This window comes from Vibrio marinisediminis (genome assembly GCF_014050145.1).
GTDB lineage: Bacteria > Pseudomonadota > Gammaproteobacteria > Enterobacterales > Vibrionaceae > Vibrio > Vibrio marinisediminis.
Window position 1 is genome coordinate 1 of the sequence record NZ_JACFYF010000012.1, and the last position, 16,579, is coordinate 16,579.

Consider the following 16,579-nt stretch of genomic DNA (forward strand, 5'->3'; position numbering starts at 1 on the left):
TGAAACGCAATAGCGCCGATGGTAGTGTGGGGCTTCCCCATGTGAGAGTAGGACATCGCCAGGCTCCAATTTCGTTTTCATCTTCTAAAGTAAGATAAAACAAGAATAGAAAAGAGCCCGTTTTAGAGCGGGCTTTTTTAGTCTTAAAGACACCGTTTTAGTGTGCTGATATGGCTCAGTCGGTAGAGCGCATCCTTGGTAAGGATGAGGTCCCCAGTTCGATTCTGGGTATCAGCACCATTTATATTAAAGAATTTTCTTGGCGACAATAGCGCTTTGGACCCACCTGATTCCATGCCGAACTCAGAAGTGAAACAAAGTAGCGCCGATGGTAGTGTGGGGCTTCCCCATGTGAGAGTAGGACATCGCCAGGTAATATTTCGAAACCCTGACCAATTGGTCAGGGTTTTTTCGTTTCTGCGCTACTAAAAATTGATCAGCGCTTTTCGTTGAGAGACCAATCATATTGGTACTCGAACTCCCCAGAAAAACTTTTTAGCTCAGGACGATATTTGATGAGGTGAGCTTTCACGCCGCCATCAATGGCAAAATCTTGGGCAAACCAATCGTAGATAGATGATAAAACAAGCGTTTTTCCTTGCTGCTCCGCCCCTTTATGACTGTTGATAAACGCTATCGCCGAACGTTCTAATAGCTGTTCACTATTTTTGGCGGTAAAGGCTTCGAGCTGCAAATTTGGGCAGCCTAAACTGGCGCAATTAACCGCATAATGAGTGCGAGGATCTTGCCATATCGGACGCAAAATTCGGTGCTCAATATCATTGAGTGTTAATACTTTGCCATTAATCGTAATGACGTCATCATCCCATGGTCCAAAACTGAATAAACCACCGAGCTTAGTAATAGAACGGATAGGATAATCTTCAAGGATCAAATCAACGGTAATTGCATTGTAGAGGTTCACCCAGTAAACATACTGCTCGGCTTTTGAGTACAGGAGAGGGTTGACTTGTGATAGCCGATTTAGATAGCTATCCAATTTAGCATGCTGCTGGGGCGTGACTGATTGGTATGAAAAAAGGTGGTGCTGACCATTTACTGATACAGAGTCAGTCAGAATATCTTGCCATGCTTGGTGTGAGATCTCGACGTTACTATTTTCATCACTTTGCTGCCAGTAAGCCCACAGTTTGGCCTGAGGAGCTGCATGAATGGGTAAAGAAAATAGTGCCAGGCTCAAAACGGTTAATTTATTCATCATCGTTCTCTAACTCATTGAGACTCTATTGTATTGATACATGGTTATTTAGACCAACCTAGCGGATAAGATATTTCGCTCGCCTATAAAAAAAGGTTGGCGATTAGCCAACCTTTAACCCAAGCGATTAAGCTAAGAATCGCGGTATATTTGCTTCATAGTCGGCGATCTTGTCTTCATGTTGCAGGGTTAGACCAATATTGTCCAAACCATTCAACAGGCAGTGACGACGAAATGAGTCAATCTCAAAGCTGTATTCTTTACCATTAGCACGAACTAAATTTTCCTCAAGATCCACTTCGATTTGTGCTCCTTCATTCGCTTGTACGTAGTGAAATATTTCATCCACTTGTTGCTCGGTTAAGCGAACTGGTACCAGTTGGTTGTTGATAGAGTTACCATAAAAAATATCAGCAAAACTCGGTGCTATCATCGCCTTAATACCATAATCAGCAAGAGCCCAAGGCGCGTGCTCTCTTGATGAGCCACAACCAAAATTTTCTCGAGCCAAAAGAATTGACGCACCTTGGTAGCGTGGCGCATTCATAATGAATTCTGGGTTTGGCTGATTACCGGCATCATCCAGAAAACGCCAATCATGGAACAAGTGTTTACCAAAGCCCAAGCGAGAGACTTTCTGTAGAAATTGCTTTGGGATAATCGCATCTGTATCGACATTGGCAGCATCTAGCGGTACAACCAAACCCGTGTGTTGTTTAAAACCTGACATGTTTGATTCTCCTTAATCTAACTCGCGAATGTCGACGAAGTGACCAGCGATTGCCGCTGCTGCTGCCATTGCTGGGCTGACCAAATGAGTGCGACCATCACGACCTTGGCGTCCTTCGAAGTTACGGTTTGAAGTAGATGCACAACGTTCATGAGGACCTAATCGGTCATTGTTCATGGCTAGACACATAGAACAACCAGGAAGACGCCACTCAAACCCCGCTTCTTTGAAAATAGCATCGAGACCTTCAGATTCAGCCTGAGCTTTTACTTGCTCGGAGCCCGGTACAATCAACGCTTGAACATGTGATGCCACTTTTCGACCTTTGGCAACTTCAGCGGCTGCACGCATATCTTCGATACGTGAGTTGGTACAAGATCCAACAAAGACTTTATCCACCGAGTAGTCAGAAAGTGATTTTCCCGCTTCTAGCCCCATGTATGCCAGTGCTTTTTCTGCTGATGATTTCTCTACTGGATCGGTAAAACTGCTAGGCGTAGGAATTGGCTCATCGACGGCGATCACTTGTCCAGGATTAGTGCCCCAAGTCACTTGTGGTTTGATATCTGCCGCTTGCAGCGTCACCACTGCATCAAACTGAGCATCGTCATCTGTGCTTAGGGTTTGCCAGTATTCAACTGCCGCATCCCAATCTGCGCCAGTTGGTGCGAATTTACGCCCTTTAATATAGTCAAATGTGGTCTGGTCTGGTGCTACTAAGCCCGCTTTAGCTCCCAATTCAATGGCCATATTACAAACGGTCATACGACCTTCCATCGTCAGATCGCGAATGGCTTCACCACAAAATTCGACAACATAGCCCGTGCCACCTGCTGCTGTAGTTTTGCCAATGATGGCGAGTACGATGTCTTTCGCTGTGATCCCGGGAGCCACTTTACCTTGAACATGGATTTTCATGGTTTTTGCTTTTGCCTGCTTTAGCGTTTGTGTTGCCAAAACATGTTCAACTTCAGAGGTACCAATACCAAAGGCTAGTGAACCAAATGCGCCGTGTGTCGCTGTATGGGAGTCGCCACAAACGATGGTCATACCCGGTAACGTAATACCGAGTTCAGGTCCCATAACATGCACAATGCCTTGGTACTTGTGATTGATGTCGTAGAGGGTGACACCAAATTCTTCACAGTTTTTTGAGAGTGTCTCCATTTGGATACGCGCCATCTCACCTGAGGCGTTAATGTCTTTGGTGGTGGTTGAGACGTTGTGATCCATAGTGGCAAAAGTCTTGCTGACTTGGCGTACTTTACGACCTTTTTCTCGCAATCCATCAAACGCTTGTGGTGAAGTCACTTCATGGACTAAGTGGCGGTCGATATATAAAATGGGGGTCTCCCCTTCAGCCGCGACAGCGACATGCGCGTCGTAGACTTTCTCATACAGTGTTTTGCCCATAGCTCAATTACTTCCTTGTTATTATGAGTTTAGAATGTAGCTAGCGATTTTATCGCCCATTTCTGAAGTTGATAGTGCAGGCTTATTACCCGCGAGATCGCCAGTCAATTCGCCAGCAGAAAGTGCTTGGCTTACCGCTGCCTCGATATCTTGCGAGGCTGCCTCTTCGCCAAGGCTGTAACGTAACATCAGAGCGGAAGATAAAATTTGGGCGACTGGGTTTGCAATGTTTTGACCTGCGATATCCGGTGCACTGCCACCTGCGGGCTCGTAGAGACCAAACTTACTCTCATTTAAGCTCGCTGACGGTAGCATACCCATAGAGCCAGTAATCATCGCGCATTCATCTGAGATAATATCGCCAAAAATGTTAGAACATAGCATCACATCAAATTGAGCAGGGTCTTTGATTAACTGCATCGTCGCGTTGTCGATGTACATATGTGACAACTCGATATCAGGGTAGTCCTTTGCGACTTCTTCAACCACTTCGCGCCATAAGATAGAGCTTTGTAGAACGTTTGCTTTATCGATGGAGCAGACCTTTTTATTACGTAAGCGTGCTGATTCAAAGGCGATTTTAGCAATACGCTCAATTTCAAAGCGGTGGTAGATCTCGGTATCAAAGGCTTTCTCATTTGCCCCTTCACCTTCGCGTCCTTTGGGCTGACCGAAGTAAATACCACCGGTCAGCTCGCGAACTACGACGATATCAAAACCACGACCGGAGATATCAGCACGTAAAGGGGAAAAAGCTTCAAGACCGGCATGAATTTGTGCTGGACGAAGATTACAAAATAGCTGGAAGTGTTTACGTAGAGGCAGCAGAGCTCCGCGTTCTGGTTGGTCATTGGGTGGCAGGTGCTCCCACTTAGGTCCACCAACAGAACCAAACAGCACGGCATCGGCTTCTTCACACGCTTTAATGGTGCTATCTGGAAGTGGGCAACCATGATTATCGATTGCAATACCGCCAACATCGTGAGCATCGCGATGGAAAGCAATGCCATGCTTGGTTGTAATTGCATCCAATACCTTGTTGGCTTGTGCCATTACTTCTGGGCCAATGCCATCGCCTGCTAGTACCGCGATTTTGTAAGTCTTGTCAGTCATGTTAATCCTTTAATTTTTATATACCCGTCCTACTTGAGGCTGCTGCTCATCGTTTACAAATGTAACAACAGCCATGGCAAGTTGTTTGGGTAAAGCGTTGTGTTGCTGTTTTAATTTATTCAAGCGCCACTAAGAGGCTCTCAATTGTTCTTCTATACAGTGGCAATTTTGTTCTGCTTCATTTGCTCTATTTCATCGGCGCGATGAATACTGTTGATCACATGCAGTAGCGCTTGTCCTGAAGCTTCGACAATATCGGTCGAAACGCCAGTACCGTGATATTTTCGACCTTTATAGTTGGCAATGATATCCGCTTGACCCAAACCGTCTTCACCTTCGCCTTTAGCGGTTAGATCAAATTTATCCAATACGATGTCATAGCCAGTGACACGATAAATACACTGGTACAGCGCATCAACAGGACCGTTACCCACGGCCGCTTCACTTTTCTCTGTATCGCCACACAAAATCTTAATGCTTGTTGTTGCCATGACACTGCCTGATTGAACGCTTAGGTAGTTCAATTTGTAAAAGTCATCTTCTTCACGCAGGTTTGAAAAGTGCATCAGTGCTTCAAGGTCATAGTCGAATACTTGCCCTTTGCGGTCAGCAAGTTTCAAAAAGTCGGTGTACAGAGCGTCAAGGTTGTACTCATCTTCTTTATAACCCATTGCATCCATATGGCTTTTCACTGCGGCGCGTCCACTGCGGCTGGTTAGATTTAGTGCTTTATTTTTCAGACCAATCGACTCCGGTGTCATGATCTCGTAGGTATTCTTGTTCTTTAGCATGCCATCTTGGTGAATGCCTGAGGAGTGGCTAAAGGCATTGGTGCCGACGATCGCCTTGTTGCTTTGAATCGGCATATTACATAGCTGGCTAACCAATTTACTGGTGCGATGGATTTCATCGTGTTTAAGACCAGTGTGGACGCCTAGAAGTTGCTGGCGAGTCTTAATGATCATCGCAATCTCTTCGAGTGAGCAATTACCTGCTCGTTCTCCGATGCCATTGATGGTGCCTTCAATTTGGCGAGCACCGGCTTGGACTGCGGCAATAGAGTTGGCAACGGACATACCTAAATCATCATGGCAATGGACGGAGATAATGGCCTTATCGATGTTTGGTACTCGATTAAATAGGGTTTCAATAATGCCACCGAACTCGTTGGGTACGGTGTAGCCAACCGTGTCGGGAATGTTCACGGTTGTCGCGCCAGCATTAATGGCGGCTTCAACCATACGACAAAGATTATCAATAGGTGTACGACCTGCGTCTTCACAAGAAAACTCGACGTCGTCAGTATAATTGCGCGCATGTTTGACGGCTTTGACACCCATCTCGACGACATCATCATAGCTGCGACGAAGTTTATCTTGGACATGAACGGTGGAAGTGGAAATAAAGGTATGAATACGGAAAGCGTCAGCCACTTTTAGTGCTTCTGCTGCAGCATCAATATCTTTAGCAACCGCACGAGATAGTGCACAAACTCGACTGTTTTTGATGTTTCGAGCAATGGTTTGTACCGACTCAAAATCACCGGGAGAAGAAACAGGAAAACCAGCTTCAATGACGTCAACTCCCAAACGCTCTAGCGCATAAGCGATTTGCAGTTTTTCTTTGACGGTTAAACTGGCTGACAATGCTTGCTCACCATCACGCAAAGTTGTGTCGAATATAATGACCTGGTCGTTCATAGCTGCTTCCTTTTTATTCGTTTAGTCGCAAGTTGCGGGGATTTAAACGATTACTTCCTGTATTTGAACATAAAAAAACCCGCATTTTGATGCGGGTTTTGTGTAATTCTGTGTGGTTATTTCCCTTCCACAGCCTACCCGCGCGATTTGTTCACGATCAGGAGGAGGCTTAGCAGAATAGAGAAATGATTTGTCATTGTTAACTACTTCCTAAAGGAGTTAATGAATCCACATATTTACGTTAATAGAATTAGTACCGTACTCAGCTGTATGAGTCAACCGTAAAAGCCGAAATTGGTTATTTTTTTTACACTCATCCGTTCAGTGCACATTTTCTTTTAGTAATGATGGGTTGAATCCATCGCCTAACAATATGTTTTATAAAAAGAGAGCCAGAAAATGGTGGGTTAGGTTGGTGGCAATTGATCATTGTCATCGGAATCACCTTAAATTTTAATGGTGATGTCATTGTTTCCTTTTAACGTTGAGCGGGTGGAATCAAAAAGGATTTACTCATGCGTTCAATCGAGTCAATTGCCAAGTTAGATTTGGCATTTTCGCTGTTTTGTCTGCAGAACAGATTTTGTTACCCGTTCTCTCGTTTTAGTAAAGCGGTCTCACATACTGGCGATGGGCATTTATACGTTGTCATTGGTTTGATGGCTTTCTATTTTGGTGGCGAGCACGGCAAGCTATTTTTGTTGGTAGGACTGCTGGCATTTTCTATTGAGTTACCCATCTACTGGTTAACGAAAAACGTATTTAAACGACGTCGCCCGCAAGAGCTAAGCGCGTTAATCCCTTCATTTATCACCCCGTCAGATCGTTATAGTTTACCGTCTGGGCATACAGCAGCCGCCTTTCTTATGGCGAGTGTGATCGGACATTTCTACCCTGATAGCGAAGTGTTTGCGATGTGCTGGGCAAGCTTGATTGCGTTATCTCGAATTTTGTTGGGGGTTCACTTTTTAACCGACGTGTTACTAGGAGCATGCTTAGGAGTGGCGTGCGCAATAGGGTCGTTGCAGTGGTTAGGAGCATAAAATCGTGAAGATTCTTTATGGAGTGCAAGGTACTGGTAATGGGCACATCGCTCGAGCTCGAGCTATGGAGGCTGCATTTAAGCATAAGCATGTTGATGTCGACTTTCTTTTCTCCGGACGGGATAAGGACCAGTATTTCGCCATGGAGGCGTTTGGTAATTTTCGAACGCGACGAGGATTTAGTTTTGTGACGCAAAAGGGACGAGTCAGGTATTTGAAAACGGCTTTGAGTAATAACCCGTGGTCTTTTTTACGCGAAGTTCAAACGTTAGATTTATCCTCATACGACTTGATCATTAACGATTTTGAACCAGTATCAGCTTGGGCTGCAAAACGACAAAACAAACCGATTATTAGTATTAGCCACCAAAATGCTTTTCGTTATCCGGTGCCATTAAGGGGAGCAAGTTGGCTAGATAAATGTGTGATTCGTTATTTTGCGCCGAGTTCAAGGCATATTGGTTTGCATTGGCACCATTTTAATCAGCCTATTCTGCCGCCAATTGTTCATACCAGCAATGAACGCGTTGATGCGCAAGCTTATGTGCTCGTTTATCTTCCTTTTGAAAGCTTAGATGACATCAGTGAGCTTTTACTGCGCTTCAGCAGTCAGCCTTTTATCTGTTATCACCCGAAAATCATTGAGCCGAGCGAGGTCGACAATATCCAATTTAACCCGCTTAGCCTGCATGGCTTTCATCAGCACCTCAACCGTTGTGCTGGCATTATTGCTAATGGCGGATTTGAGTTGCCATCGGAGGCGCTCACCTTAGGCAAAAAGCTATTACTAAAACCTTTAAGTGGCCAGTTTGAGCAACTTTCCAACGTTGCCACGTTAGAAAGTTTAGGCTTAGCTAGTAGCATGGAATATCTTGATGCTTCGGTCGTTCGCAATTGGTTAGATGAAGGTCCAGGTGAATGTGTCGCTTATCCTAATGTGGCAGAGGCAATCGTTGAGTGGGTACTAAACGGTGAATGGGATACGACAGAGCAGCTCACTAAACAATTGTGGAGTAAGGTGGACTTTCCTAGCTATGCCGTTAACGTGTGACGACTCTTTTTCAGGCTGTGCTGCCGCTAAGCATGATTAAGATGGACAGAGTCATTCGAAAGGATTCGATTTTTCCTTATTCCTTTTGGTGATAACAGCCTTAAAAATGATAAAAAAAAGCAATTTAGCCTTTTTTATGATTAAGTTAACTTGATGAATTTTAAGGCTAAAATTGTAATCATCATAAAAAGTTATGATCAATTCTCAATCGATTTGCCAATGGCTAACTAATTAGTCAATAGTCTCAATCACTAAGCAAATATCAACTAAACGAATAATTACTAATGTTCAGATTTATTGGAAGCAAACGTTTTTGTTTCTACTAACTTTGTACGCTACAACATAATAGGGATACGATTGATGACTGAAACGAAAGACGTTATAAACACGAAATTGGCTAATCGCATGGAGACAGTATTAAGAGGGGTCGACCTCAACCTACTGACTGTGTTTGATGCGGTAATGCAGGAACAAAACATTACTCGCGCGGCGCATAATTTAGGCATGTCTCAACCTGCGGTAAGTAACGCAGTTGCGCGTTTAAAAATAATGTTCAGTGATGAGCTGTTTATTCGTCAAGGTCGTGGTATTCAGCCAACACAGAAAGCAAGACAGCTTTTTGTACCAATCCGCCAAGCATTGCAATTGATCCGTAGCCAACTTCCAAGTGCCGATTTTGTACCTGAAACCTCGGCACGCCAGTTTAATCTATCCCTATGCAGTCCTTGTGATATGCGCTTTGCACCTAGAATAATGGCATACCTTCAGCACAATGCACCGGACGTAAAGCTTCATCTTGATGCGGAATTTGATCATCAGATTGTCGATCGAATGCGAAATCAATCATTGGATGTGGTGATTGATTACCGCAGCTTTGATGAGCAAGGCGTACACAGTGTGGAGCTATTCAAAGATGAGTTAGTTGTGGTGGTAAATAAGTCCCACCCTCGAGTTCAACATTCAGTAACACAAGAAAAATTGCTCAATGAGCGCCATGCCAAACTATCACAAGTGAATGGTCAGCAAGGTATTTCTGAAGTGGCTTACCAAGGCACAGAAGTTAACGCTTACTATGAAGGTTCAAGTCTGAGTAATCTACTCTATGTGGTAGGGCAATCTGAGTTAGTCGCGATTGCACCTCGCTGGATGGTAGAAAACGCAATGAATAAAGAGCAGTTGCAGATGTTACCCTCACCACTGAATAACAAGAGTATCAGTGGCTACTTAAGTTGGCATGAATCGAATGAAAAAGACCGAGGACATATTTGGTTACGAGATCGTTTGATCGAAGTGTGCCAAGAAGAGAAATAGTGTATTGCTTAGTTCAAATCCTTGAATTTTAAGCGGTTAAAATCTGAGCCAAAATTAAATTAGCCAGCGATTGACAATATTATTAGTACAGAAAAGCCTCGAATGAACAAATAGCTCGAGGCTTTTTCAAATAAGTTTGATACGTGTCAGTTGCCTTTTTTTGCTTGAAATGTACACTGTGCGCGCAAAAAGCTTACAGGTGTAAGCTTAAAGGTAGAAAAAGATGGCCAATTTAGATTTTCACATCGTTAAACGAGTTCGCGAACAAATTGCTAAAGGTAAAGAACGCACTGCACTTAAACACAAAGTTGAAGGTGTTTGGCAGAGCATTAGCTGGACGCAGTTTGGTCAACAAGTGGATGCAGTTTCACTTGCGTTATTGGCTCAAGGACTGAGAGTACAAGATAAGATAGGGATCTTCTCGAACAACATGCCGCAATGGACTATCGCTGATTTCGCAGCGATGCAATTGCGTGGTGTTATCGTACCTATTTACCCAACGAATACTGCAGCGCAGTCTGCCTATATTCTGCAAAACGCTGATGTGAAGGTGCTCTTTGTTGGTGAACAATCTCAGTTCGATGTCGCAGTTTCTATTTTTGAACAATGTGAACAACTAGAACTGATCGTCGCGATGTCAAAAGGCATCGACATAAACGGTTGTGAATTCGCAATGGGTTGGGATGAGTTTGTCGCTAAAGGCTGCTCAAGTCACCAAGTTGAGCTTGAAGAGCGTCTTGCTCAAGCTAGCCTAGATGATCTCCTGACTTTGATTTATACCTCTGGCACCACTGGTCAACCTAAAGGCGTGATGCTGGATTACACCAACATTGGTGCACAACTACAAGGTCACGATGAGCGTCTAAGCCTGTCTCAAGATGATGTATCCTTGGCATTTTTGCCGTTATCACATGTATTTGAACGCGCATGGACTTTCTATGTGCTGTATAAGGGCGCGACCAATTGTTACTTACAAGACACAATGCAAGTGCGAGACGCACTGAGCGAAGTTCGTCCGACGGTAATGAGTGCAGTGCCTCGCTTCTACGAAAAAATCTTCTCTGCTATTCATGAGAAAGTGGCCAAAGCCCCATTTGCTCGCAAAGTGATGTTTACTTGGGCGGTGAATATGGGGGCGAAGATGGCAGTGTGCCATCAAGAAGGTCGCAAGCCATCGCTGCTGCTGAAAAAGTCCCATAAGCTGGCAGATAAAATCGTGCTATCTAAGCTGCGCGCACTGCTTGGCGGTCGTATTAACTTTATGCCATGTGGTGGTGCCAAACTTGACGAAACCATCGGACGTTTTTTCCATGCGATTGGTATTAACGTTAAGCTCGGTTACGGCATGACAGAAACGACGGCAACAGTTTCCTGCTGGGATGATAAGTGCTTTAACCCTGACTCGATCGGTATGTCAATGCCAGGAGCGCAAGTAAAAATTGGTGAGAACAACGAAATTTTAGTTCGTGGTCCAATGGTGATGCGTGGCTATTACAAGATGCCAGAAGAGACAGCGCAGACGTTTGATGAGCATGGTTTCCTTAAAACGGGAGATGCCGGTCATATCGATGAAAATGGTAATTTGTTTATTACTGACCGCATCAAAGAGCTAATGAAAACCTCTAATGGTAAATACATTGCTCCACAAGTTGTTGAAGGCGCGATCGGCAAGGATCATTTTATTGAGCAAATTGCGGTTATCGCGGATACACGTAAGTTTGTATCAGCATTGATTGTTCCTTGCTACGACAGCTTAGAAGAGTATGCGAAAGAGCTGAATATTAAGTATCACGATCGTGTTGAATTGATTAAGCACAACCAAATCATCGAGATGCTAGAAAAGCGCGTTAACGATTTGCAAAAAGAGTTGGCGAAGTTTGAGCAAGTGAAGAAATTTAAACTACTACCAAAAGCATTTTCGATGGATGATGGTGAATTAACACCGACGCAAAAACTGCGCCGTAAAGTGATTCACGACAAATACCAAAATGAAATTGAAGAAATGTACAACGATAAGCCATCAGAGACGAAGTCATCTGAGAAGTAGCATGATGTTGTTCTTCATTTAGCCATTCCGATCCCCAGCTATGCTGGGGATTTTTTTTATCTGCTGGATAAATTATGTTGGTGAAAAATTATCCACCTTTTTTATTGCTGCTGTCATTATTAGATGCTGAGTTCTCGATTTAACCCTTGGTAGATAAACTGCTATCAAGGGGATTGCCAATATTGTGTGGGTTATGAGAGAAAAGTCGCAATAGATTCCTTGAAAATAAAACGTTACATTTGTTGCCATATCTTGTGTTTTGTTATGACAACACGCAAGACATAGAGAAGAAGTGGAAGTCTTTCTATTAGGCTAAAAGTAAGCCCTAGACTATGTGATTACTGCTCAACTTATTGACCTGATAAGTTGGATGCAGACAAGGAGAATAATATGACAGCAATGTTGTCCGGTAATGAGATGGTTGTGCAGTCTCTTATCGAAGAAGGCGTTGAACAAATTTTCGGTTATCCAGGCGGTTCCGTATTGGATATCTATGATGCACTTCATGCTAAAACCGACCAAATCAAACATGTCCTCGTTCGTCATGAACAAGCCGCCACTCATATGGCAGACGGCTACGCACGAGCTACGGGAAAACCCGGTGTCGTTCTGGTCTGTTCAGGGCCGGGTGCAACTAACACCATTACCGGTATCGCTACTGCTTATATGGACTCGATTCCAATGATCGTTATTTCAGGCAATGTGCCGAATAACTTAATTGGTAATGACGCTTTCCAAGAATGCGATATTGTGGGTGTCTCACGCCCTGTGGTGAAACATAGCTTTTTAGTTAAAAAAGCGGAAGACATTCCTGAAACGGTTAAAAAAGCATTTTATATTGCAACCACAGGTCGTCCTGGGCCTGTGGTGATTGATTTACCCAAAGACGTGATGAACCCGTTAGTAAAACTGCCATATGAATACCCATCAGCTGTTGCTATGCGTTCTTATAAGCCAACCACAACAGGTCATAAAGGTCAGATTAAAAAGGCACTAAAAGCGCTGCTAGAAGCGAAAAAACCGGTGCTTTATGTTGGTGGTGGTGCCGTTATTGCTGAAGCGGATGCGCCGCTATTTAAGCTTGCGGATACTCTAAACCTGCCGGTTGTCAGTACGCTAATGGGGCTAGGTGCCTTCCCTGGTACCCATAAAAATTCATTGGGCATGTTGGGTATGCATGGTACCTACGAAGCGAATATGGCGATGCATGGTGCAGATTTGATCTTTGGGGTAGGGGTACGTTTTGATGATCGTACCACTAACAACCTTGAGAAGTACTGCCCAGACGCCAAGATCATGCACATTGATATTGATCCATCTTCGATTTCCAAAACGGTGAAAGCGGATCTGCCAATTGTCGGTTCAGCGGATAAAGTGTTGCAATCGATGGTTAACTTGCTGGTGGATCAAGGCGGATCAAACGATGAGCAGGCATTGAATTCGTGGTGGGATGAGATCCAAACATGGCGAAATAAGCAATGTTTAAGCTATGACACCTCTTCAGAGCGTATTAAGCCACAACAAGTAATTGAAACACTGCATAAGCTAACCAATGGTGATGCCTATGTCGCTTCGGATGTGGGACAGCATCAAATGTTTGCTGCATTGTACTATCCGTTTAATAAGCCACGTCGTTGGATTAATTCAGGTGGTCTTGGCACGATGGGCTTCGGTCTTCCTGCGGGGATGGGGGTTAAATTCGCCAAGCCAGATGAAGAAGTGGTGGTGGTGACAGGGGATGGCAGTATCCAGATGAATATTCAAGAGCTGTCAACGGCAATGCAATATGACATCCCAGTGAAGATCATCAACCTAAACAACCGATTCTTAGGCATGGTTAAGCAGTGGCAAGATATTATTTATCAAGGTCGTCATTCCAACTCTTATATGAGTTCCGTCCCTGATTTTGCTGCGATCGCGGAAGCGTATGGTCATGTAGGTATTCGTATCGAAACACCGGATCAACTTGAAGCGGGTCTAAAACAAGCTTTAGAGCTGAAAGATCGATTGGTGTTTGTCGATATTAACGTCGATGAAACAGAGCATGTCTACCCGATGCAAATTAAAGGCGAGGGGATGGATAAGATGTGGCTAAGCAAGACGGAGCGTACCTAATATGAGACATATCATTTCACTATTATTAGAAAACCAACCGGGTGCACTGTCGCGAGTAGTTGGCTTGTTCTCTCAGCGTGGCTACAACATCGAGTCTTTAACAGTATCTCCGACCGATGATGAAACGCTCTCTCGCCTGAATATCACCACCATATCGGATGATATGGAGTTAGAGCAGATCCAAAAGCAATTGCATAAGTTGATTGATGTGCTCAAGGTTCAGGAAGTGACTGAATTTGAGCATATTGAACGTGAATTGTTGATGGTTAAAGTTAAAGCCAGCGGTTTTGCCCGTGCGGAAGTGAAGCGCACAGCGGATATCTTCCGTGGTCAAATTGTTGATGTGACGGCTGCTCAGTACACGGTTCAGTTAACTGGCACCAGTGAAAAATTGGATGCGTTTATTCTTGCTCTTTCCGAAGTGACGGAAGTGATTGAAGTGGCGCGTAGTGGTGTAGTTGGTATTGCTCGAGGTGAACGAGCACTCAAACCTTAGAGTAACTATAAGTAATAAAAAACCACCGAATATTCGGTGGTTTTTTATTAGCGTGCTGACAAAAAGCTTAGTGTAGGATTCGTGCGCGAATGGTGCCTTCGATTCCTTTTAGCTTTTCTAGTGCTTCTTCAGAACGTTCTGTTTCCACATCAATTACTACGTAACCGATATCAGCCGCAGTTTGAAGGTACTGACCGGCAATGTTAATTCCTTCTTCAGCGAAGATGGTGTTAATTTGCGTCATGATGCCCGGGCGGTTCTGGTGCGTATGCAGCAGACGTGAACAGTCACGGTGTTCTGGTAGCGCAACTTCTGGGAAGTTGACACTTGATAGTGTAGAACCGTTGTCTGAGTATTTGGCGAGTTTACCCGCCACTTCCACACCGATGTTCTCTTGTGCTTCTTGCGTAGAGCCACCTACGTGCGGTGTTAGAATTACGTTGTCGTACTTTTGTAGCGGAGACTCAAACGCGCCGGCATTGGTTTTTGGCTCGACAGGGAATACATCAATGGCCGCTCCGGATACGTGACCCGCTTCAAGCGAGTGGCACAGTGCTTCAATGTCGACCACGGTTCCGCGTGCGGCGTTAATAAAGATTGCTCCAGGCTTCATTCGGGCGAATTCGTCAGCACCCATCATGTTCTTCGTTTCAGCTGTTTCAGGAACATGCAGAGAAATAACATCACACTTATTCAGCAGTTCACTCATGGTAGCAACTTGGGTTGCGTTACCTAATGACAGTTTGTTCTCGATGTCATAGTAGTAAACGCGCATGCCTAAGTTTTCTGCAATGATACCAAGTTGGGTGCCGATATGACCGTAACCAATGATACCAAGACGCTTACCGCGAGCTTCATATGAGTTCTCGGCACTTTTTTTCCAAATACCACGATGAGCAAGGGCATTTTTCTCTGGGATGCCACGTAAAAGTAGCAGGATTTGACCAAGAACTAACTCAGCAACACTGCGAGTGTTTGAGAACGGCGCGTTAAAGACTGGAATACCGCGAACGGCTGCTGCATTAAGGTCAACTTGGTTAGTACCGATACAGAAACAGCCAATAGCCACGAGCTTTTCTGCGGCATCGATGACGTTTTGCGATAGGTTGGTGCTTGAACGGATACCAATGAAATGCACATCTTTAATCGCCTCAATAAGCTCAGCTTCAGGTAATGAGCCTTTGTGGTATTCGATGTTGGTGTAACCCGCCGCTTGCAATACTTCGACAGAAGATGGGTGGAGACCTTCTAAGAGCAGTATTTTTATTTTTTCTTTTTCCAGTGAAACTTTGGCCATTATCTTTGTCCTTAAAATGGGGAAAGGGGGCTTAAAGGGCGCACACTGCATTAAAGTGGTTAAAACGGAAGGTTGGTTAACCGTACTTAATCAGCGCAAACGTTTTCCTTGTGCGTCTTCTGCTCACTAAGTTAACAAAAAAAATATCGTTTGGGTAAGAAAATTACGGAATATAGAATAATTTTTAGGCTAATAAAATATAAAAGCAGCCCCAATTGGGACTGCTTGTAATGAAATAACAGAAATATCCCTTGTTAACGAGAAGAGTTCGCGTTGTGGTTGGCGCTTGTTCCTTTAGTCACATAATGCATCTATGTTTAGGTAGGATTGGCGCCGAACATCTTGCGTTTTCTATGGGATATAGGGGCTATTATTCTTCGATTTTTGCACCATTTGGTGTGCCAGTGATAACGACATCAGCACCACGAGCGGCAAACAGACCGACGGTCACAACACCAGGAAGGGCGTTAATGGCACGTTCCATCTCTTTTGGATTTGAGATTTGCATGTTGTGGACATCTAGAATCACGTTACCGTTATCTGTGATAACACCTTCACGGTAAGCTGGGTCACCACCTAGTTTAACCAATTCACGTGCAACGTAAGAGCGAGCCATTGGGATCACTTCCACTGGAAGTGGGAATTGACCAAGAATATCAACGGCTTTGGTGTCATCAACGATACAGATGAACTTATCCGAGATTGCCGCGACGATTTTTTCACGAGTTAGAGCTGCACCACCGCCTTTGATCATATCGCGATAAGCATTGATTTCATCCGCGCCATCAACGTAGACATCAAGCTTGATTACTTCGTTACAATCAAAGACTTCAATGCCTAGCTCTTTTAGTTTTAGTGTTGATGCTTCTGAGCTTGATACAGCACCTTTAATGTCATCTTTAATAGTGGCAAGTGCGTCGATGAAGTGATTTACCGTAGAACCAGTACCTACGCCTACAATACTGTCTTTCTCTACATACTTAAGCGCAGCCCAAGCTGCTTCTTTTTTCATCTCATCTTGAGTCATGCTCATCTCCTAACTGG

General features: G+C 44.2%; 13 protein-coding genes, 1 tRNA gene and 1 rRNA gene. 8 read left to right on the forward strand and 7 right to left on the reverse strand.

Going from position 1 to position 16,579, the window contains the following annotated elements:
• Positions 1–164: 164 nt before the first annotated feature.
• Together H2O73_RS15860 and rrf are read left to right on the forward strand one after the other, a co-directional pair.
• Positions 165–240: transfer RNA gene (locus tag H2O73_RS15860), tRNA-Thr, on the forward strand.
• An 18-nt stretch (positions 241–258) separates the two neighbouring features.
• Positions 259–374, forward strand: a 5S ribosomal RNA gene (gene rrf, locus H2O73_RS15865).
• A 62-nt stretch (positions 375–436) separates the two neighbouring features.
• Here the strand turns inward: rrf and H2O73_RS15870 are convergent.
• The 5 genes from H2O73_RS15870 to leuA form a co-directional block, all read right to left on the reverse strand.
• Positions 437–1,219, reverse strand: a complete 783-nt coding sequence (locus H2O73_RS15870) for a DUF547 domain-containing protein (RefSeq protein ID WP_182109901.1) — start codon at positions 1,217–1,219, stop codon at positions 437–439.
• Positions 1,220–1,346: 127 nt separating this feature from the next.
• Positions 1,347–1,949 (reverse strand): 3-isopropylmalate dehydratase small subunit, encoded by a 603-nt coding sequence (leuD, locus tag H2O73_RS15875; protein WP_182109903.1) that lies wholly within the window; start codon positions 1,947–1,949, stop codon positions 1,347–1,349.
• Positions 1,950–1,961: 12 nt separating this feature from the next.
• A complete protein-coding gene (gene leuC / locus H2O73_RS15880; RefSeq protein WP_182109905.1) occupies positions 1,962–3,362 on the reverse strand; it encodes a 3-isopropylmalate dehydratase large subunit in 1,401 nt (466 codons plus the stop codon).
• A gap of 21 nt (positions 3,363–3,383) precedes the next feature.
• Positions 3,384–4,475 (reverse strand): 3-isopropylmalate dehydrogenase, encoded by a 1,092-nt coding sequence (gene leuB, locus H2O73_RS15885; RefSeq protein WP_182109907.1) that lies wholly within the window; start codon positions 4,473–4,475, stop codon positions 3,384–3,386.
• 152 nt (positions 4,476–4,627) lie between these two features.
• The gene (gene leuA, locus H2O73_RS15890; RefSeq protein ID WP_182109909.1) at positions 4,628–6,175 is read right to left on the reverse strand and encodes a 2-isopropylmalate synthase; all 1,548 of its coding nucleotides are present in this window, start codon (positions 6,173–6,175) and stop codon (positions 4,628–4,630) included.
• Between the two features lie 515 nt (positions 6,176–6,690).
• Between leuA and H2O73_RS15895 the strand changes: the two genes are divergently transcribed.
• The 6 genes from H2O73_RS15895 to ilvN all read left to right on the forward strand — a co-directional run bounded on the left by H2O73_RS15895 (position 6,691) and on the right by ilvN (position 14,238).
• Entirely contained in the window at positions 6,691–7,218 is a 528-nt protein-coding gene (locus tag H2O73_RS15895) for a phosphatase PAP2 family protein (protein ID WP_182109911.1), read from the forward strand.
• A 4-nt stretch (positions 7,219–7,222) separates the two neighbouring features.
• Positions 7,223–8,269 (forward strand): MJ1255/VC2487 family glycosyltransferase, encoded by a 1,047-nt coding sequence (locus tag H2O73_RS15900; RefSeq protein ID WP_182109913.1) that lies wholly within the window; start codon positions 7,223–7,225, stop codon positions 8,267–8,269.
• Between the two features lie 360 nt (positions 8,270–8,629).
• Entirely contained in the window at positions 8,630–9,580 is a 951-nt protein-coding gene (gene leuO / locus H2O73_RS15905) for a transcriptional regulator LeuO (protein WP_182109915.1), read from the forward strand.
• Positions 9,581–9,803: 223 nt separating this feature from the next.
• Positions 9,804–11,627: an AMP-dependent synthetase/ligase gene (locus H2O73_RS15910; RefSeq protein ID WP_182109916.1), complete on the forward strand. Its 1,824-nt coding sequence runs from the start codon at positions 9,804–9,806 to the stop codon at positions 11,625–11,627.
• Positions 11,628–12,017: 390 nt separating this feature from the next.
• Entirely contained in the window at positions 12,018–13,742 is a 1,725-nt protein-coding gene (locus H2O73_RS15915) for an acetolactate synthase 3 large subunit (protein WP_182109917.1), read from the forward strand.
• A gap of 1 nt (position 13,743) precedes the next feature.
• Positions 13,744–14,238: an acetolactate synthase small subunit gene (gene ilvN / locus H2O73_RS15920; protein WP_182109918.1), complete on the forward strand. Its 495-nt coding sequence runs from the start codon at positions 13,744–13,746 to the stop codon at positions 14,236–14,238.
• A gap of 67 nt (positions 14,239–14,305) precedes the next feature.
• Here ilvN and serA read toward each other — a convergent pair whose 3' ends face one another.
• On the reverse strand, positions 14,306–15,535 hold the full coding sequence (gene serA / locus H2O73_RS15925; RefSeq protein ID WP_182109919.1) for a phosphoglycerate dehydrogenase: 1,230 nt from the start codon (positions 15,533–15,535) through the stop codon (positions 14,306–14,308).
• A gap of 370 nt (positions 15,536–15,905) precedes the next feature.
• A complete protein-coding gene (gene rpiA / locus H2O73_RS15930; RefSeq protein ID WP_182109920.1) occupies positions 15,906–16,562 on the reverse strand; it encodes a ribose-5-phosphate isomerase RpiA in 657 nt (218 codons plus the stop codon).
• Between the last annotated feature and the right edge of the window lie 17 nt (positions 16,563–16,579).

Bases quoted from the DNA above. Each gene is read 5' to 3' on its own strand.
- rpiA (WP_182109920.1), bottom strand. From the start codon at position 16,562: ATGACTCAAGATGAGATGAAAAAAGAAGCAGCTTGGGCTGCGCTTAAG.
- leuA (WP_182109909.1), bottom strand. From the start codon at position 6,175: ATGAACGACCAGGTCATTATATTCGACACAACTTTGCGTGATGGTGAG.
- leuB (WP_182109907.1), bottom strand. From the start codon at position 4,475: ATGACTGACAAGACTTACAAAATCGCGGTACTAGCAGGCGATGGCATT.
- H2O73_RS15910 (WP_182109916.1), top strand. From the start codon at position 9,804: ATGGCCAATTTAGATTTTCACATCGTTAAACGAGTTCGCGAACAAATT.
- H2O73_RS15895 (WP_182109911.1), top strand. From the start codon at position 6,691: ATGCGTTCAATCGAGTCAATTGCCAAGTTAGATTTGGCATTTTCGCTG.
- H2O73_RS15870 (WP_182109901.1), bottom strand. From the start codon at position 1,219: ATGAATAAATTAACCGTTTTGAGCCTGGCACTATTTTCTTTACCCATT.
- ilvN (WP_182109918.1), top strand. From the start codon at position 13,744: ATGAGACATATCATTTCACTATTATTAGAAAACCAACCGGGTGCACTG.
- leuC (WP_182109905.1), bottom strand. From the start codon at position 3,362: ATGGGCAAAACACTGTATGAGAAAGTCTACGACGCGCATGTCGCTGTC.
- leuD (WP_182109903.1), bottom strand. From the start codon at position 1,949: ATGTCAGGTTTTAAACAACACACGGGTTTGGTTGTACCGCTAGATGCT.
- leuO (WP_182109915.1), top strand. From the start codon at position 8,630: ATGACTGAAACGAAAGACGTTATAAACACGAAATTGGCTAATCGCATG.
- H2O73_RS15915 (WP_182109917.1), top strand. From the start codon at position 12,018: ATGACAGCAATGTTGTCCGGTAATGAGATGGTTGTGCAGTCTCTTATC.
- serA (WP_182109919.1), bottom strand. From the start codon at position 15,535: ATGGCCAAAGTTTCACTGGAAAAAGAAAAAATAAAAATACTGCTCTTA.